This is a genomic window from Noviherbaspirillum autotrophicum, assembly GCF_000818395.1.
Lineage (GTDB): Bacteria > Pseudomonadota > Gammaproteobacteria > Burkholderiales > Burkholderiaceae_D > Noviherbaspirillum > Noviherbaspirillum autotrophicum.
In genome coordinates this window covers 2339195-2356827 of the sequence record NZ_JWJG01000028.1, presented here as the reverse complement: position 1 = coordinate 2356827, position 17633 = coordinate 2339195, and the positions used below count along the sequence as shown (strand labels likewise).

Here is a 17633-nt window from a genome sequence, read left to right as displayed (position 1 = left end):
AGATCTTCCACATGACACGACAACAGGACCATGCGCCCCCTGATGGCCCAATCACCTCGTTAAATTCAATGGCCGACAAGGTACACGCCGATATGGACGCGTCAAACATCGCTTCCAACGCTTTCGCGGAACAATACGAGCCGCCGAATGATCCCGCGTCCTTTAACAATTTGGGAGTAGAACTTGCCAATCAAGGCAGGCTGGACGAAGCCTTGGCCTGCTATCTGAATGCCCTAGCGCTCAAGCCGGACTTTGCTGACGCCCATAGCAATATGGGGCTTGTCTTCGCAGCCAAGGGCAATTCGCACGACGCTATCACCTGCTATCAGACGGCGCTTCTGCTGCGGCCAGATTTTGCCGAAGCAAATAACAACCTGGGGATCGAACTCAAGGAACAAGGCAAGTTGGACGAAGCCATGGCATGCTTTGAACGAGCGCTTGCCAGCAGGCCGGATTTTGCCGAAGCGTATTGCAATCAAGGCATTGCATTTCATCGTCAAGGCAAACCGGACGAAGCCATTGCTTGCTATCGGAAAGCGCTTGCACTCAATCCCGATGATGCGGAAACCCATAACAGCATGTTGCTTGCAATGCTGTATTCTGGCCGGTATACACCCGCAGAAGTCTTTGCCGAGCACCGGCGCTTTGCGCACCAGTTTGAAACACCGCTGCGATCAGCTTGGCGTGCACACGAGAATGTTCGCGATCCGCACAAGCGCTTGCGAATTGGTTACGTGTCGCCGGATTTCCGCAGTCATCCGGTCGCGACGTTCATTGAGCCGGTGCTTGCCAGCCATGATACGACGCAGTTCGAAGTCTTTTGCTATTACAACCACAATTACGTCGATGCGACGACCCTCCGCCTCCAGGAAATTGTAGAGCACTGGATACCATGTAAACATTTGTCGGACGAGGCGCTTGCCGAGCGCATCCGCGTGGACGGCATCGATCTTCTGATCGATCTGGCCGGTCACACCGGTGATAACCGTCTCCTTACGTTTGCTCGCAAGCCAGCCCCCGTGCAGGTTGCCTACCTCGGTTATCCCTTTAGTACCGGCCTGTCGGGGATCGATTTCCGCATCACCGACAGTTATGCCGAGCCGCCGGGCCTCACCGAGCAGTACAACAGCGAGCAATTGTGGCGTTTGCCACAAGCTTTCTTTTGTTATGCCGCACCGCAGGATAGCCCGTCCGTCCCGGACCGCGCGCCGCTAGAGGAAAATGGTTATGTGACGTTCGGCTGCTTTAATAATTTCGGGAAGGTAACAGATCACGTTATCGAATTGTGGGCAAAATTGCTGGCCCGAATTCCCGACGCGCGCCTGGCTCTCGTAATCTTCGGCATTGACGATGGGCATGTACGGGCCGAGGTTGAGAGCCGGTTTGCGCGCCAGGGCGTCGCATCCGAAAGACTCATCCTAATGGCACCGGTACGGGAAAATCATCTCGCCCTGTACAACACCATCGATATCGCTCTCGATCCCTTCCCGTTCAACGGGCACACCACAAGTCTTGACACACTTTGGATGGGTGTACCTCTGGTCACTCTGGCGGGGCTGCATTTCACATCCCGAATGGGGGTGACAACACTGCTCAATGCCGGATTATCTGAGTTAGTGGCACAAACCGAACAGGAGTATGTGGATATAGCGCATACCTTGGCTCGTGCCCCAAATCAGCTGCATTCCCTTCGTGCGATCTTGCGCAAACGCCTGCGTGCAACGCCTCTCATGAATGCCCAGTGTTTTACCGCAGAGCTGGAACAGGCCTACCGAAGGATGTGGACCACAAGATGCAACTAAATCACCACCTGATAGTGTGCTAAGAGTCGATATCGACACGCTACTGCGCTTCCCCCTTACGTTCATGCATCCACTAGCCGCACGCTCCAGGTGTTGGATGTTCTCAGGCGACTCGTTTCAAGAATCCGTCCGGAGCTACCGTAAGCACGAGTTTGTGTTGAATGCTCTTGTCGATCTTGAACTCAGGATGCATATTGAGATACTCCCATACCGCAGTCTTGGGATTGTTGCCCGGCCCCCATGAGCGGTCTGGGAAGCTGTCGGGCGGCATGTCCTCCACAACGGTATCGAAGACCACGCAATAGCTTTCCTTCGTCACAAGCTGGGCATAGGCATTCAACTCGGACAGGACATGATCGTGGGTGTGATTGGAGTCAAGGCAAACCAGAACGCGCTCGTAGTCCTTCGCAATGTCCTTTACCTGCGACACGATGTCCGGCTCGATACTCGACCCTTGAATCATCCGGATGCGGGACGCCATTGGATGGCATTCGATCGCCTGTCGGTTGTGTTCCCGAATGTCGATATCAACACCGACAACGAGGCGCCGGGACTGCCTCGGATCCAAGGAAATTCCCGACTCGATCGCATCAGACATGTCCAGCAGGGCCAGCATGGAAGCGCTGAACATCAGCGATCCGCCGTGGGCAATGCCGGTTTCAATAATCAGGTCAGGCTTGATCTGCCAGATTAGTTCCTGCATCGCAACGAGATCCTGAGGGTACTGAATAATCGGACGCCCCATCCAGGCAAAGTGGAACACATACTTGTGGCGGGCAGCATTCATCGCCCAATCAAGCGCCTGCCGCTGAAGCGGGATATCAGTGCCCATCGCTGCGATTTCTTCGTCGCACTGCTTAGCAAAGGACTGCGCGGGGTCGAGTTTGGTCATGTCGTTTTTCAGGTTAGGTCAATAGGAACAGGTATCGCGCAACGCGATTTCCATCACAAAAACATCACGTCCGGCAGGCGACTGTGCGCCACTAATTTTCTGAACCAGTCGCAGCCCGCAGCGTTTGTGCAAGAACAGTGCCGGCAAATTATCAGCAAGCACCTGTGCTCTGGCGAAAGCGTATCCAAGCTTGGTCTTGCAGAGGCCAAGAATCTTTTGCTGAATCCGGAGATACAGATCGGGAGATCCGCCCCGCACCCCAAGAATGCCATTGTCGAGTTCGACGATGCCCGCACTGATCTCGCGCAGACCATACTGAGCGACAAGCCGACCATCTGGATCGCTTACAACAAAGAACAGGCGGTCAGTGGATCGCATCAGCCCCTGTAGCCAGTGCATGGTGGAGGCCGGCGTGACCTCGCTGCTGTCAAAAAAATACTGTGCATACTGATTCCGCCAGGCGCAAAGCGTTGTCACGAGAGTAGCGTTAATATCCTGCACATCCTCATCGTCAGGCCCCAGCACTCTGAGGTGCCCCAAGACATCGCCGCTCTGCCCTGTGATTTCGGCATCCCATCCCTCGCCAAGGCGCTGGCGCAGGGAAGCGCTCGCGATCGGTTCCACCGTCATTTCTCATGGACCAGGAACGCCTTGCCCCATCCCCGAAATCCCCCCCACTCGGTAACGTCCCACCGCGACGTCTTCAACCATTCGTTAAAAGCGCGCCGTTGACCATGCTTCGGCGATCCCCTATAGCAGAAGTAATCATCCAGCAAAAGCCAGGTTCCCTCGGTCAGAAGGGGCTCGATGAAATCAAATACCAGCTTCGACGACGAGTAGAGATCGCAGTCAACGAGACAGACATGGCACGGCCCCAGTTCGGTCAGCTTCTGTCGTTCGATCTTCGGCAGACTGTCCTCATAAAAGCCCTCATGAAGCGACAGTTGCTCTTTCGGAATTCCCTTGGTGACCAGATGGTTCCAGACCTGTTGCCGGCTGCCACCCCGAACTGTGCCTTCGTTCCAGTTCGGCATCATTTTGGTGGCGGCCGCATCCTCCGGGCTCAACGGCGGGAGTCCTTCAAAGGAGTCGAATCCGATGTAGTGGCTGATAAATCCTCGAAGAGTCGTATGTGCATCCCACATGGAATCCCCATTGAAAACACCAAACTCGAGATAAGTGCCTTTGGACACGCCACTGTGATAGAGGTGCTCCCGGATAAAGCGGAACAAATTGAGACGACTCAGGACGTCGCCATGCTGTGTGGGCTCGTAGTAGGGAATACTCATTTCTAGCTACCTCAATGAATTAGTTTCGATGTTCGAGAATGGTGGCAAGCGCGCGCGGACGGTATCTGGAACCTGGTCGGCGTGAACCATCGGACACCAGATCCACCACCCTCAGCCCGAATTCCGCCGCCATCGCAATAACGTCCGCCTCGGTACGGAATTCATATACATGGTCTTTTTGGGCTGACTCGATCGCAGTACTAAAAAAGCAAATGCCCTCGGGGTGAAGGTGATGAGCTATGGTACGAAACAGCAGTTGCGGCTCATGCAGATGCTCCGCTAGCATCGCAGCCAGAATACCTTGGTAGCGACCAGGGGCGCCGGCCTGATCCAGATCCAGCGCGTTCATCACCTTGAGAGAAGACCTCTGGGCCAGCCCGGATACGGCCCTAAGCCGCATGGCGATCTCGATAGCGGCAGGACTGAGGTCAACGCCTTCAACAGTGAGGTCGTCGCGCTCCTCCAACGCCAGCAACCCCAATACGCCATGCCCACAAGCCAGTTCCAGTATGGAGGCTCCACGGGGCAGCGCCCGGACGAAACGATCGCGAAGGAACGAAATGTGGCGAACCATGGAGGGCCAGAAGGGATAGATAAGAACGGCCGCCCACATGTACGGGATCATGTATTCCGGGTTCTGGTAGACCTCTTCGGGCACGCGCTCCTTCTCGCCCGCGAAAAAAACTCCGGATTTTTCGTAGGTTTGCTGGAGGCGATTGACCTCCAGCGCATATCGTGCATAGCCGGTGGCCGCCAAGTCAAAGGCCTTCTCGCCAAAAGCCGTCTGCGTCCAGCGGGCCAGTGAATTCAGCAACCAGTAACAGTCGTCTGGCGCACTGTCGACGGTTCTCCTCACGGATGGATACAGTAACTTGGCCTTACGCTCAAGCGCTTGCAGGAAAAGGTCACCGTTATTCATTTGCAGGACTTTCTGTGCGGGTTGGAATGAAGTGGACATGGCGACAGAGGGGGCGCACCAGCTCCTGGCCATCCCATGGGGTATTGAAGACATGCATCAGGCCGATGCGGACAACCCGATCCACGCCCTTTGCATGTGCCGTGCGCGCTATCGCCGCTTCGCGCTGCGCATCATGAATCCAGATACCGATCGTTTGAGTGGAGCCATCCAGTCTGGCAGCAATCTCTTCCAGGCGCGCCGCAGAAACAATGTGCAAAGTCTTGCCGTGAACGGGCGAAGGTACCCAGTCATCCATTCCGCCATAGAGCAGAGACCATGCGGGCCCGTCCGGAAGCACAGCATGAGCTCCGTCATTGTCGACCAGCCAGCGGGAACGCGATAACAAGACATCCACGCTCGCCCGAAAATCGAAGTCCACGCGAGGATGGGCACGCTCTTCCGCTGCGAAGGCTTCTGCCAACGCCTCAACCAACTGTTTCAGTGCCGCGGCCTTTCCTCCTGCGCTTCGCGCGGCGTCGTCGGCGACTTCGACATACAGGGCAAGTGGAGATGAGCAGGCTTGCTGATCGAACTGCCAAGTCTCGCGGGCTAGGCGACGGCACAGTCGCTGGAGTTCCACCGGCTGCGAGAGCGTGTGCAAGTCAAGGAGCCCCATTGCGACAGATACACGAGGACCGAAGACATGCAGGCGGGCCCAATGGGGAAATCCAAGGCTTCGCACGCTTGTCACAGCCTCCTCCCCGCCCCAGATCATTGCGCCATCGGAGCGGGCTGCACAAGCCTTTCCGAGGTCCAGTCGTTCACTGGGGAAGGAGACGAACACGACTCGCTCAAGAACCGGCGCCGCTGAGGCAGGCGCAATTCGCAGCAGGGACTCGACAAAATTGAGGAGCGCCGATGGAACCCGGACGATATTCCTGTTGCCAGCCAGTATGCCACCCGTCAACGACAGGAGTGGCTGGATAGGAACATTACCGGCAGGCCAGTGCAGTACGGTGCCCAGCGGTGCCCAGGAGCGCTCAGAAAGGGAGACGGAAATATCCAGCGGCCCTTGTGGTGCATTGTTACCGAACTCATGGCGAAGAACACTCCGGAGTTGCGACCGCCGCCACCACGTCTTAAGGAAAGGAAGGCCAACATCGTTGCCCACGCGCGCATCCATCTGGAGCGCCCATTCCTCCATCCCACCGATCAGTGCGTCCAGCGTATCTGTATCGCTCGCAAGTGGATGGCGCAGAAACTCATCAAGCGCAGCATCGAGGTCGGCAACATTCGCCGGATAGAGCACTTTTCCTAGCCAGCTACTCATGGCAACCTCCGATGCTGCACGTCACTACATCCACGCACTTCGGCCTTTGGCACGCGGCCTGCAAATCGGAACGCGATACCACGGCGACCACATGGGCATCCGTCCTCATGCACCATGAGCCCGAGATCCTCGGTGAGTAGAGACTGTCCCGGGAATGACGGCGACAAAGCGCTGAGCACCTGGATCAAGCCCACATCCCCCTCTTTGCAAGCCGACCAGTCAAGGGGCTTGCGAAGTACAACTTGTGCGAACCGCGGTGCATGCTTGTTCCCTGCGGGGCAATCCGGATACACCACGCCCAGCTGTTCGACCATGCCGTAATAGTCGATTACCGAACTTACAGGCGTACCCAGCGCCGCGCTGACTCGTTGGTTGAATATTTCCTTGTCCACGGACAGATGCAGGAGCTTTTTCCAGCCTCCACTGTGCAGGATGCAAGCCCGTGGAAGCAATGCATGCCCAACGCGGGCACGCATTCTCTCCAGCGCCATGCGGCTGGATTCAATACCACCACCAAGATGAAGGTAGACCACATAGGTGAACCCATACGCCACGATGTCGCTGGCGTGATTCTTCCCGCAGAACGCCTCGACAGCCTCAGCGTCGAGAACTGATCCATCCGGATCGGCATCCGATTCCTCGCCTGGTTTTGCCGGACGAAGCGCATAACAGATTTCTGTCGCAAATCCCATCAATCCCTGAATCGCCGCCGTTCTTGCATTTGCCGCGCTTTGTCGGTCATTCGTGGGCGGACGATCGATGATCAAATAGGGACGACGATGCAAGCCGATGAAATCAGAAATGATTGATGTCACTCCCCTGCTCATCAGTTTGGCCGTCGCTCGGTCAATCGCGATCCGGCTCGGCTGCTGGCCGGAAGTCGCGGATGACTCCAGAACGCGGTAAATCAAGTCTCCCGGCAAAAAGCAAAGCGGATCAACGCGCTTGAATATGGAAACAGGCAGAAATGGAAGCTCCTCCAGCACCCGGACTTGATCCAGCTTCAGAGGCTGGGCATCAAGAAATGCGCGGAAAGCGGGGTTTACGGACGCTCCGTCGCGCATTTGCTGCCTGAGCACCGCCAGCAAGCGTGATCTCTTCTCCGACGGCGCATCAGAATAAAGCGGTGGAGCAAACCAATCTAGTTCCATGGACCCTCTCCAACCTGCAACAATCTCGTACGACATTCCATTCGGTCCACCTTTCCATTGACTGTGATAGGCAGAACCGCGACAACCACCGGTCCCAAATCCCAATGTGGAGGCAGTGCAGCCCGAAGCCGCTGTCTCAATTCGGGAGAAACTTCAGGTTTCGAGTTGCGATATTCCGCTTTCGCATCGGTCGACAGCTCGTTGGCCGCCATCCCGGCATCGCCTGGTGGTGGCTCCAGGATCAAACCAATGACCTCCCCACTGGCAGGATCCGAAACCGGACAAGCGCAGCTACGGGCAGCGAAGAGTTTCCAAACCAGATCCTCTACCTCCTGCGAACTGACGCGCCGGCCTCGCACCTTAATGAACCCGTCAGAGCGTCCCGTAATAGAAAGCCTCCCGTCAGGCAGGAGTCGCCCGATATCTCCTGTGTTGAGCCATCCGGAAACGAACCTCTCCGCCTCTCGGATCGGGTCGTTCAGGTAGCCCATACAGACAGAATGGCCTCGGATCCAGATTGCGCCCTGAATTCCAGCTCCACATACATCGCCAGAATCGGTTCGGATTTGAACTTCCAAACTCGGCAAGGGATATCCCACACATCCAGCTGGGTACTCGCTATCCACGAGAAACGATGCAATCCGCGCAGTTGCTTCCGTCTGCCCGTACATCACCATAAATCCCGCCTCGGAGTGTGCTGCGCGAAACGCATTCACGACGGGGGCCGCCAAATGGCCTCCGGCCTGCAACCAAAGCCTGAGCGAAGGGAAACGGCGACGCAGAACGGAACTGTGGTTCTGGAGATGGAGAAAGGTCGTTGGAACGCCTGCAAACGTCGTGCAACCCTCTGACTCCATGACGTTGAGAACCTTGTCGGGAAACATGAGGCGATCATCCACGACAACGCTTCCTCCAGCCCAGAGATGGGTATGCAGAACACTAGCGCCAAAACAGTAGCTCAGTGGAAGGCACAGGAGAGCCTTGTCCCGGCAGGTCAAGCCTTGTGAGGAAATGATGTCGAGGGTGTTCGTGAAAAGATTCAAGTCCGAGACCTGCACAAGGGACGGGCGGCCCGTTGATCCGGAGGTCGGAATCATCACCCGCACTCCCGGTTCCAGGCTACACACCGTATGCAAGCCAAGGATGGAAGAGTCATTGCCGCGGCCTATAATGTCCGGCAATCCGTACACGGCATTCATGTTGGCCGGCAATTCGATATTGTCAGGCAGAATACGGCGGGGCAACCAGCAACCGGCCGGACGAACTGCCTCCAGCAAACTCGCTTTCTTTTGCTGCCAATCCCGGACATCCACCGGCACGACGGGTCGGCCGGAAGCCAACGCGCCCAAATAGGCGATGACTGACTCAAGGGTCAACTCCAGAATCATCAGAACAGGACCGCTGGATGATCCCATTGCCTGACTAAGATAGGTAGCCGCAGCAGCACCCGCCATTCGCAACTCAGCGCCGGCCAGGCGCTTGCCTGTTCGTCCCTCGACAATCTCGCCCTCTGCCCGGAGCAGCAAGGCTTTGCCAAAATCACCGGCAAACATTGAGTTAATAACCTTTAGCAGCGAGAAGCCGGAGAATGGCGGAGATGTCTTCCATCTCCATCACTTCATCTACCTCGAAGCTAGTACCGAATACTTGCTCAAGCTCTGCGACGAGGCGTACATGCCCCAGCGAATCCCAGCCTGGAATGTCGCCGGGCTCACTGTTTTCGCGTATCGCTCCGGGATCGGTTCCAAACGCCGATTGAAACGCTTCGCAAACTTTCTTGAATCTCTCCTGGCTCATACATTTCCTATTAAAGTGGATAAACAGCGCAGTGACGAGGCTGGAAGGCCGATTCACATCTGCATGAGAACGTCAATAACCCGCTCCTGTTCTTCGGTCGACATATCATGATAGCTAGGCAGATTAATTGCCCGGCATGGAATGGACCAGGCGTTCAGGTTTTCCGGCCGCGGGCGAAAAGCTGGTAACGAAGACAGCGGCCAGAAGAATACCCGCGCATCGATGTTAGCTGCCGCAAATGCGGCCTGCAGCGCTTCACGCGTGATACCCGTCGAGGCGTCGAAAACGGCCGTCGGCATCCAGCCACCGTTCTGGGTGCCTGGCAGTTCCGGATTCATGACAACGCCCGACAATCCTGCGAGTTGGTCCCAGTAGAAGGCCAATATCTCGCGCTTGCGCTCAATCAGATCTTCGATGCGTTCCATCTGCGCGCAACCGATGGCGGCCTGCATGTTGGACATCTTGTACTTGAAGCCCACCATATCAGGCCAGAACTGGCGCACCTGGGCGCGTGCGCGGCCGTGGTTGCTCATGGTAAGCACGCTCTCGTAAAGATCGGCGTCATTCGTAACGAACATGCCGCCCTCCCCAGTCGTGATGGTCTTGGTGCCATGAAAGGAGAAGGTACTGAACCTTCCCATGCTGCCGGCCCTCATGCCGTGATATACAGAACCGATTGCTTCGGCCGCGTCTTCGATGACGGGAATACCATACTTCTCACTGATAGCCAGCAGCCGTTTCATGTCACACAAATTGCCGTACAGGTGCACGGCAATAATGGCTTTCGTTTTCGGGGTAATGGCAGACTCGGCTAGGTCGGGGTCAATACACCATGTGTCGTGCAGAATATCTACAAATACAGGTGTAGCGCCGAGATGCACGATCGGTGCTGCAGTCGCAATCCAGTTGGAGTCGGCCATGATCACTTCGTCGCCGAGGCCAATACCTAGAGCAGCCAGCCCCAGATGCAACGCCCCTGTGCAACTGGATGTCGCGATCGCATACCGGACACCGAGATGCGCCTTGAAAGCATCTTCGAAGCGGGTGATATATTCATAGCAGTGCTCGCCCCATCCATTGCGCGCAGCGTCGGTAGCATATGCCACCTCCAGCTCCGAGATGGACGGCTTGGTGTAATGTATGCGTGACTTCATTGAATCTCCAGTTTGGGAATCGCCGTCACAAATTTCCCGTCCCATTCACGGATATAGTTCAACTGCGCTGTCACCTCGTCGCGCAGGTTCCACGGCAATACCAGCACGCGATCCGGGCGGTCGGTCTTCAGATGCGTTTCGTCCATAATCGGAATCCGGCTACCCGGCATGAACTTGCCCTGCTTGGCGGGATTGCGGTCCACCACATAGGGCAGCAAGTCTGGGCGCACGCCAGAAAAATTGATCAGGGTGTTCCCCTTGGCCGCTGCTCCGTAGGCCGCAACCTTCAGGCCCTGGCGCTTGGCCTCGATCAGATAGGCCACCAGATCATTCTTTACCTGTTCAGCCTTTATTTGCAAGCCGGTGTAAAAACCGGTCGTAGTCATCCCTGCTGCCTTTTCTTCCTCCAAACTCTCGTCGACCCTGACTGAACGGGGCTGCGAGCCGGTGTCGGCCCGTTGTGCAAACACCCGCAGGCTGCCGCCGTGAGTAGAGAGCTTTTCTACATCGAAAATTTTCAGACCGTTGGAGAAAAAAATCCGCTCAACGGCAATAAGCGACAGGTACGAATAGTGCTCGTGATAGGCCGTATCAAACTGGTTTTCCTGCACCATGCGTAATAGATGCGGGAACTCGAAGGTGGCAACGCCCTGTGGCTTGAGCAGGGTGGTAAAGCCGGAAACAAAGTCATTGATATCCGGGACATGAGCGAGCACATTGTTCGCCACTATCAAATCGGCGCTATGGCCATCTGCCGCCAACTCGCTGGCAAGGCTATCGCTGAAGAAACTTTCTACGACCATCACCCCCTTTTTACGGGCGGCAGTTGCCGTGCTGGCAGTGGGCTCAACCCCGAGACAAGGGATGCTCCGGGTTTGAACAAACTGAAGCAAGTAGCCGTCATTGGCCGCCACCTCCACTACCTTGCTGTGCGGTCCCAACGCATAACGATTGATCATCGTATCCACGTAACGACTGGCATGATCGAGCCAAGTCGTGGAGAAGGAACTGAAATATGCGTACTCGGCATCGAACAAGGCATCGGCCCTGGCGAAATCCTCCGTCTGCACCAGCCAGCACTGCTCACAGACCAGTATCCGTAAAGGAAACCAGAGCTCAGGCGTGTGCAGAGCCTTGCGAGTCAGATAGGCGTTGGAAGGGGGCGCGGCGCCAAGATCCAGAAAGGACAGCAGTAACTGTTCCCCGCAATGACGGCACTTCATACACGCACTCCTTCCATCTCCTCGCTGATGGGCGGGTGCGCCGCATCCCGTGCCGACAGCTCGGTTACCGGCAATGGCCAGGCAATTGCGAGGCGTGCATCCAATGGATTAAGGCCGACTTCGGATTCGGGGGCGTACGCGGCCGAATGGCAGTATAACAGCTCGACATCGTCGGTCAGTGCCTGGAATCCATGAGCAAAACCTTCCGGTATCAGCAATGCGCGGTTGTTCTCCGCTGATAATCTTTCGGCATGCCATTGCAGAAAGGTGTCGGAATCAGCGCGCAAATCTACCGCCACATCCCATACTGCACCATGTAGGCAGCTCACCAGCTTCATCTCGGAATGCGGGGCGTGTTGAAAATGCATTCCGCGCACCGTTCCCTCTCGCGCTGTATAGGTATGATTGATTTGAACAACCGGTTTTTCCCATCCTGCAGCGGCGAGCTCCTCTGTGCAAAGCAGCCGCGACAGAAATCCGCGCGTGTCGCCGATTCGTTGACGCTCGACGATTTTCAACCCGGTCAGCAGAGTATCAATAAAACTAAAGTGTCTCATAGGCCAGCTTCGTAAGCGGCGATGTCGCCCTCGCACAATATCCGCGCATGTGCGCCTTCCGCCAGACGGCGGTACCAGTTCATTGTCCGGCTAACCGATTCCGCCAGCGCCCAGCGCGGCTTCAAGCCCAGTACCGTCCGTGCCTTGGCGGTTTCCAGCGCTAGCCATCCAGCTTCGTGCGGGCCAGCGCTGCCATCGCCCCATACCACATTGCCCTTGCCGTACACCTTACGTGCCAGTTCCACCACGTCGCGCACCGTCGTCGCTTCGCTCGTTTCAGGACCGAAGTTGTACGCCCCTGCGAGGCCGGGCTGGTCCCAAAGCCTCTCGGTCAGCACCAAGTAGCCTGCCAAAGGTTCAAGAACGTGTTGCCAAGGACGGATGGCACAAGGGCGCCGAATTTCCAAGGTTTTCCCCGACTCCCAAGCCCGCACGGCATCGGGAATCAGGCGATCATCCGACCAGTCCCCTCCACCGATCACATTGCCCGCACGCGCTGTGGCGACCGCCACCCCCTGCTCTGCCAGAAAGCTGTCGCGATAGCTCGCCACGACAAGTTCGCAAGCCGCCTTGCTGACGCTGTATGGATCGCGCCCGCCCAAAGCATCGTCTTCGCGGTAGGGATATGGCCATTCAAGGTTGCGGTATACCTTGTCGGTGGTAATTAACAAAGCCACCTTTACCGAATCCAGCCCGCGCAAGGCATCGAGCAAATGCGCCGTGCCCATAATATTGGTGGAAAAGGTTTGCAGCGGCTGGCGATAACTGGCGCGCACCAGAGGCTGGGCGGCGAGATGAAGAACGATTTCCGGCGCCGCCTCGCGCACCGCGGTCCCGAAGTCAGTCGCGTCGCGGATGTCGCAAAAACGGTTATGCGTTAGATCGTCGATTTTGATGAGCCCAAACAGGTTGGGCAAGGTATTCGACGGCAACGCAATCCCGCTCACAATCGCGCCCAGCCGATGCAGCCAGAGCGCCAGCCATGCGCCCTTGAAGCCGGTATGTCCGGTCAGCAAGACCCGTTTGCCGCGCCAGAAGCACTCGTCAGGCAGCATTACCAGACCTTCCACGGCGCTTTGCCGGACTGCCACAACTCTTCCAGCATATTTTTCTCCCGCAATGTATCCATCGGCTGCCAGAACCCCTTGTGTTCAAAGGCTCGCAGTTGGCCGTCTGCGGCTAGGCTGGTCAGCGGCTCTCCTTCCCAACTTGTATCATCCCCGGCAATGCGCTCGATACAGCGTGGCGAGAGAACGAAAAATCCGCCGTTAATCAGGCCGCCCTCACCTCGCGGTTTCTCAGTAAAACCGATCACTTCATCGCCTTCGCGCGTCAATGCGCCGTAGCGCCCTGGTGGCTGAACCGCTGTCACAGTCGCCAGCCTGCCATGAGCTTTATGAAAAGCGATTGATGCACTGATATCGACATCCGCCACACCGTCACCATAAGTGAAGCAGAACGCCTCCTCGTTCTTCACATACTTCTCCACACGTTTGAGGCGCCCGCCTGTGAGTGAACTCTCGCCGGTATCCACCAGCGTTACCCGCCATGGCTCGGCATATTTCTGATGTACTTCCATACGGTTATTCTTCATGTCGAACGTGATATCCGACATGTGCATGAAGTAGTTTGCAAAATACTCCTTAATCACATATCCCTTGTAGCCGCAGCAGATAACGAATTCGTTCACCCCGTGAGCGGAATAGAGCTTCATGATGTGCCAAAGGATGGGTTTCCCTCCTATGTCGATCATCGGCTTGGGCTTCAGATGGGTTTCTTCCGAAATACGGGTACCAAGGCCACCTGCAAGAATTACCGCTTTCACGAGCGATCCCTCATTTTTTCCATTGCCATCTGTTGATAAGCCTGCTCCAGGCTTTGGGTACATGGCCCTACCTGCATTAACAAACTTTCTTGGATTCGGAGCCTCAGCTCGGCGCGCAAGCGTGCCAGTTCCTGCAAGTCGCCTGCGCGTCGCACAGCCTCTTCGATATATACCTGCTCCGTATCGACCACCCAGTCGTCCATGCCTATTGCATGCAATACACATGCCCCCAGACGTCCTACCGATGGCCGGTCTCGCTTTGACAATACTGGAACACCCATCCATATCGATTCGAATGTCGTTGTGCCGCCGTTGTGCGGGAATGGATCGAGTGTAATGTCGATCTGTTGATAGGCCGGCCAGTGGGGCGTACAGTACTCAAGGATCACTCGCTCTCGACCAATTCCGTGCTCCGCAAAGCGCTCCCAGAACAATTCCCGAGTGCCATCATCATGGAACGGCTGTTGGTTCAAGCGTAGCTTCGCTTCGGGAATCCGCTTGAGGATTTCGCACCACGCCGCAATTACGCGATGGTTCATCCGCACAGGGCGAGCCAAGCAACCGAACGTGACATAACCATTTCTCAGTGCCGGCAGCGAGGTGACTTGCGGTGCCCGCTCATCAGGCAGGTAGCAACCAGTTACTGGCAAATGCCAGGGCTTTTCACTAAAAAGGTGTTCGAACCCATGGGGTGCAATTTGGGCGTCGGAAAGGAAGTAATCGATTGCCTTCAGGCCAGTGGTGTAGCCATATCCCATGTAGGTCGCTTGGATCGGCGCCGGCTTTCTAGCGCATACCATAAGCCGGTTGCCGGCAGTGTGCCCGGCAAGATCGACCAAAATATCGATTTTGTCAGCTGCTATTTGTGCGACAACATCGTCGTCTGACAGCGTGACGATGTCGCGCCATTGGTCGACGTATGTCTTGAGCCGTTCGGTATGTTCATCAGGATACTGCACATTGGAATAGGCGAAAAATTCGAATTGAGTGTGATCGTGCTCCCGGAATAATGGCTCTATGAAGTAGCGGCAGGCATGCCCCTTGAAGTCGGGACTCAGGTAAGCAATACGCAGCTTTCTCTTGCCGTCCCAGTTCCAGCCTTCATGCGATATGAGCTTGTCCGCGACGTTGCGCTCCACCTCCTCGCCCAAACGCCTGTACCATCCGAATATCTCTTCCGCAGTCAATTCAGGGTGATAGTTCAGGCAAAACAGAAGATTGCTTCTGGCGTCATCATATTTCGGTTCGAGCTCAATAGACTTCTGGAACATGGCCAGCGCTTTATCGAGCTCGACCAGATTCATGAAACAGCTGCCCAGATTGTTGTACACCTCGGCGAAGTTCGGATCACATTCCAGCGCCTTCTGGTAGTTGGCAATCGCCTCGGGCAGGTTCTTGCGCTTTTCAAATACGCCGGCCATGTTGTTCCATGCCATTGCAAGGCGCGAGTCAAGCTCAAGAGCGGTGCGGTAGCAATTGATGGCCTCCTCGTGATTGCCGGTATGAAAATGAGCAAGTCCGAGATTTGAGTAAAGCATCGCCGGTTTGGGTTCAAGCGCGATCGCCCTCTCGTAATAGGGAATCGCTTCCTGGTAACGCATCTGTCCAATCAGGACATTGCCTTTCTGTCCCAATAGAGCGGAATATTCCGGAGCGAACTGCAAGCCGCGGTCCACAGTTTCATTCGCCTCGTTCCACCGCTTCTGCCGTTCCAAAAGAATAGAGAAGTTCTTCCAGCCATCAATCATTTCAGGCGCAAGTTCAACTGCCCTGCGGTAGCATGCTTCCGCCGACGCCAGGTTTCCCAGCTCGGTCTCGACAACGCCCAAGTTCATCCAGGCAGGCGCAAAAAAAGGATGGGCTTCCAATGTCTTGCGCAGCGTTACGGCAGCATCTGCATGCCGCTTTGTTTCGATCTGTATAACGCCGAGGTTATTCAGCGCTTCAAACCTGCCTGGGTTGATGGCAAGCGATCTGCGGGCAAATGTCTCGGCTTGGGCGAACTCGCGTCGCTCAATGTGGTATTGGCCCAAGTTGATCAATGCCGGCTCGTGCCGGGGATTCAAGGCCAGTGCTTTCTTGAAAGCCTTGCAAGCAGGTTCGTGCGCGCCGCGCAACATCATCAGGCTGCCGAAATGATTCCAGAGATCGGCATCCTTGGTGCGCACTTTGAGCGCCGCCTCGAAGATACTCCTGGACTCCACCAGGCGCCCTAACTGCATGAGCGTCACCGCCTTCAAGTGAAGCGCCGCAGCGTGCTTCCTGTCGCTTTTGAGCACATGCTCGAAATATTCGAGCGCCAGCGCATACCGCCCGGCAGTAAATTCCTTTTTGCCCTGCTCGATCAATTCAGCGCTGGAACCGCGCAATTTCGGCGCGGGCGCCACCGCAATAGGCAAAACATCGACGGGCTCTTGAGCGACCTTCTCCCCCTGCGTCAAGTCTCCCCGATTCAGGTCTGCGCTGTCGCCGCGCGGCACCGGCACGTTCACCTGCTGTTCCAGCTCCGCCGTATGCAGCACGCCGCAGCACTCCTGTGGGATTTGATCTCTCAACGCCAAGGCACCCGAATGATCCGGGTGGGCATCCAATACCTGAGCAATCAGGCCCAGTCCGTGTCCGAAGTCGCCGGCGACAACGGCGACCTGCGCCGCCGTCAGAAGCGCTTCCGGCCAGTCGGGCCTGGCCGCCAGCAAGCGGTCTGCAAAGCCTTGCGCCTCGACGGTTTTCCCCTGCCCTAGCGCTGCCATGACTGCGAGGTTCAGACTATCCGCATCTTCCCCCAGTATTGACAACACAATATGGAGAGTTTGTTCCGCCTCCTGAAACTGTCCTTGCAACAGTGCGCTCTGGATCAGAGGCAGAGCCGCCCTGGCTTGTTCAATTTCGGAAGACGCTTCTAATTGTTCCACTGTCATTTGCCGATGGTTCCATTACGGGTTCGTTGACATCTTATCCGTCTAGCGCCAACGCCAATGTATGGATCAGCCACCGAAAACTTTGTTACTTCAATGCTTAAGGATTGCAATATGTGCAACATTAAAGATTTTCCGATTTAGTCCGTAAAACAGGCAGCAAGCTTCGATTCATGTCAGGCTCGACAAAATAAATCTGAATCTGACTAAAGTTTTTCCGGCATCACCCGATAACAGCTTCAACAAAGCAAAGCTTGAAACCGCTAGTCGGGATCGCCTAATACAGGAGAAAGAAAATGGCATCAGTTATCAACACCAACACCGCGTCGTTAAATGCCCAGCGCAATTTGACCTCGTCGGCATCCTCACTGGCCACTTCCCTGCAACGCCTGTCTTCCGGTCTGCGCATCAACAGCGCCAAGGACGACGCCGCAGGCCTGGCGATTTCCGAGCGTTTCACCGCCCAGATCAAGGGTCTGAATCAGGCAGTACGTAACGCCAACGACGGCATCTCCCTGGCGCAGACCGCTGAAGGCGGCCTGGGCACCGCCAGCGACCTGCTGCAGCGTATGCGCGAGCTGTCAGTACAGTCGGCCAACGGCACCAACTCCGCGTCCGACCGCGCTTCCCTGCAACAAGAAGTCTCGCAGCTGGCACAGGAATTGAACCGCGTGGCCACCACCACCCAGTTCAACGGCCAGAACGTGCTCGACGGCTCGCTGTCGGCCACTCAGTTCCAGGTCGGCGCCAATGCCAACCAGACCATCAACGTCGGCATCACGAGCGCCAAGGCAGCCGAC

The 17633-nt window shown here is 56.3% G+C and carries 16 protein-coding genes; 2 read left to right on the top strand and 14 right to left on the bottom strand.

Features of this window, described 5'->3' with window-relative positions:
• Positions 1–11: 11 nt before the first annotated feature.
• Entirely contained in the window at positions 12–1802 is a 1791-nt protein-coding gene (locus TSA66_RS12220; RefSeq protein WP_084199542.1) for an O-linked N-acetylglucosamine transferase family protein, read from the top strand.
• Positions 1803–1905: 103 nt separating this feature from the next.
• On the opposite strand, the gene TSA66_RS12215 is transcribed toward TSA66_RS12220, so the two are convergent.
• Genes TSA66_RS12215 through TSA66_RS12150 form a run of 14 tightly spaced genes read right to left on the bottom strand, consistent with a single transcriptional unit; the run spans position 1906 to position 16836 of the window.
• Positions 1906–2694, bottom strand: coding sequence for a cephalosporin hydroxylase family protein (locus TSA66_RS12215; RefSeq protein ID WP_040040233.1), 789 nt, complete (start codon positions 2692–2694; stop codon positions 1906–1908).
• Positions 2695–2712: 18 nt separating this feature from the next.
• A complete protein-coding gene (locus TSA66_RS12210; RefSeq protein ID WP_040040232.1) occupies positions 2713–3324 on the bottom strand; it encodes a GNAT family N-acetyltransferase in 612 nt (203 codons plus the stop codon).
• Positions 3321–3983: a TylF/MycF/NovP-related O-methyltransferase gene (locus tag TSA66_RS12205; protein WP_040040231.1), complete on the bottom strand. Its 663-nt coding sequence runs from the start codon at positions 3981–3983 to the stop codon at positions 3321–3323. The genes TSA66_RS12210 and TSA66_RS12205 overlap by 4 nt, the downstream gene beginning before the upstream one ends.
• Positions 3984–4002: 19 nt before the next feature.
• Complete coding sequence (locus TSA66_RS12200; protein WP_040040230.1) at positions 4003–4902, bottom strand: class I SAM-dependent DNA methyltransferase; 900 nt, start codon at positions 4900–4902, stop codon at positions 4003–4005.
• Positions 4895–6211 carry an acyl-CoA reductase gene (locus tag TSA66_RS12195; protein WP_040040229.1) on the bottom strand — a complete coding sequence of 439 codons (1317 nt, stop codon included), beginning with the start codon at positions 6209–6211 and terminating at the stop codon, positions 4895–4897. Before TSA66_RS12195 ends, TSA66_RS12200 begins: the two co-directional genes overlap by 8 nt.
• Positions 6208–7362, bottom strand: coding sequence for a LuxE/PaaK family acyltransferase (locus TSA66_RS25550; RefSeq protein WP_052452275.1), 1155 nt, complete (start codon positions 7360–7362; stop codon positions 6208–6210). The genes TSA66_RS12195 and TSA66_RS25550 overlap by 4 nt, the downstream gene beginning before the upstream one ends.
• On the bottom strand, positions 7353–8915 hold the full coding sequence (locus TSA66_RS25545) for a class I adenylate-forming enzyme family protein (protein WP_052452274.1): 1563 nt from the start codon (positions 8913–8915) through the stop codon (positions 7353–7355). The genes TSA66_RS25550 and TSA66_RS25545 overlap by 10 nt, the downstream gene beginning before the upstream one ends.
• A gap of 4 nt (positions 8916–8919) precedes the next feature.
• Positions 8920–9159, bottom strand: coding sequence for an acyl carrier protein (locus TSA66_RS12180; RefSeq protein ID WP_040040228.1), 240 nt, complete (start codon positions 9157–9159; stop codon positions 8920–8922).
• Positions 9160–9212: 53 nt separating this feature from the next.
• The gene (locus TSA66_RS12175; RefSeq protein WP_040040227.1) at positions 9213–10313 is read right to left on the bottom strand and encodes a DegT/DnrJ/EryC1/StrS family aminotransferase; all 1101 of its coding nucleotides are present in this window, start codon (positions 10311–10313) and stop codon (positions 9213–9215) included.
• Positions 10310–11536 carry a class I SAM-dependent methyltransferase gene (locus tag TSA66_RS12170; protein ID WP_040040226.1) on the bottom strand — a complete coding sequence of 409 codons (1227 nt, stop codon included), beginning with the start codon at positions 11534–11536 and terminating at the stop codon, positions 10310–10312. The genes TSA66_RS12175 and TSA66_RS12170 overlap by 4 nt, the downstream gene beginning before the upstream one ends.
• Positions 11533–12093 carry a dTDP-4-dehydrorhamnose 3,5-epimerase family protein gene (locus TSA66_RS12165; RefSeq protein WP_040040225.1) on the bottom strand — a complete coding sequence of 187 codons (561 nt, stop codon included), beginning with the start codon at positions 12091–12093 and terminating at the stop codon, positions 11533–11535. Before TSA66_RS12165 ends, TSA66_RS12170 begins: the two co-directional genes overlap by 4 nt.
• A complete protein-coding gene (gene rfbG / locus TSA66_RS12160) occupies positions 12090–13148 on the bottom strand; it encodes a CDP-glucose 4,6-dehydratase (RefSeq protein WP_040040224.1) in 1059 nt (352 codons plus the stop codon). The genes TSA66_RS12165 and rfbG overlap by 4 nt, the downstream gene beginning before the upstream one ends.
• Positions 13148–13918 carry a glucose-1-phosphate cytidylyltransferase gene (gene rfbF, locus TSA66_RS12155; RefSeq protein WP_040040223.1) on the bottom strand — a complete coding sequence of 257 codons (771 nt, stop codon included), beginning with the start codon at positions 13916–13918 and terminating at the stop codon, positions 13148–13150. The genes rfbG and rfbF overlap by 1 nt, the downstream gene beginning before the upstream one ends.
• Entirely contained in the window at positions 13915–16836 is a 2922-nt protein-coding gene (locus TSA66_RS12150) for a tetratricopeptide repeat protein (RefSeq protein ID WP_040040222.1), read from the bottom strand. The genes rfbF and TSA66_RS12150 overlap by 4 nt, the downstream gene beginning before the upstream one ends.
• Positions 16837–17129: 293 nt before the next feature.
• On the opposite strand from TSA66_RS12150, the gene TSA66_RS12145 reads away from it, so the two are divergent.
• On the top strand, positions 17130–17633 hold a 504-nt coding region (locus tag TSA66_RS12145; protein ID WP_040042502.1), incomplete at its 3' end, for a flagellin N-terminal helical domain-containing protein.

Coding starts and splice junctions, on each gene's coding strand:
- TSA66_RS12220 (WP_084199542.1), top strand. CDS start 12: ATGACACGACAACAGGACCATGCGCCCCCTGATGGCCCAATCACCTCG.
- TSA66_RS12215 (WP_040040233.1), bottom strand. CDS start 2,694: ATGACCAAACTCGACCCCGCGCAGTCCTTTGCTAAGCAGTGCGACGAA.
- TSA66_RS12210 (WP_040040232.1), bottom strand. CDS start 3,324: ATGACGGTGGAACCGATCGCGAGCGCTTCCCTGCGCCAGCGCCTTGGC.
- TSA66_RS12205 (WP_040040231.1), bottom strand. CDS start 3,983: ATGAGTATTCCCTACTACGAGCCCACACAGCATGGCGACGTCCTGAGT.
- TSA66_RS12200 (WP_040040230.1), bottom strand. CDS start 4,902: ATGAATAACGGTGACCTTTTCCTGCAAGCGCTTGAGCGTAAGGCCAAG.
- TSA66_RS12195 (WP_040040229.1), bottom strand. CDS start 6,211: ATGAGTAGCTGGCTAGGAAAAGTGCTCTATCCGGCGAATGTTGCCGAC.
- TSA66_RS25550 (WP_052452275.1), bottom strand. CDS start 7,362: ATGGAACTAGATTGGTTTGCTCCACCGCTTTATTCTGATGCGCCGTCG.
- TSA66_RS25545 (WP_052452274.1), bottom strand. CDS start 8,915: ATGTTTGCCGGTGATTTTGGCAAAGCCTTGCTGCTCCGGGCAGAGGGC.
- TSA66_RS12180 (WP_040040228.1), bottom strand. CDS start 9,159: ATGAGCCAGGAGAGATTCAAGAAAGTTTGCGAAGCGTTTCAATCGGCG.
- TSA66_RS12175 (WP_040040227.1), bottom strand. CDS start 10,313: ATGAAGTCACGCATACATTACACCAAGCCGTCCATCTCGGAGCTGGAG.
- TSA66_RS12170 (WP_040040226.1), bottom strand. CDS start 11,536: ATGAAGTGCCGTCATTGCGGGGAACAGTTACTGCTGTCCTTTCTGGAT.
- TSA66_RS12165 (WP_040040225.1), bottom strand. CDS start 12,093: ATGAGACACTTTAGTTTTATTGATACTCTGCTGACCGGGTTGAAAATC.
- rfbG (WP_040040224.1), bottom strand. CDS start 13,148: ATGCTGCCTGACGAGTGCTTCTGGCGCGGCAAACGGGTCTTGCTGACC.
- TSA66_RS12150 (WP_040040222.1), bottom strand. CDS start 16,836: ATGACAGTGGAACAATTAGAAGCGTCTTCCGAAATTGAACAAGCCAGG.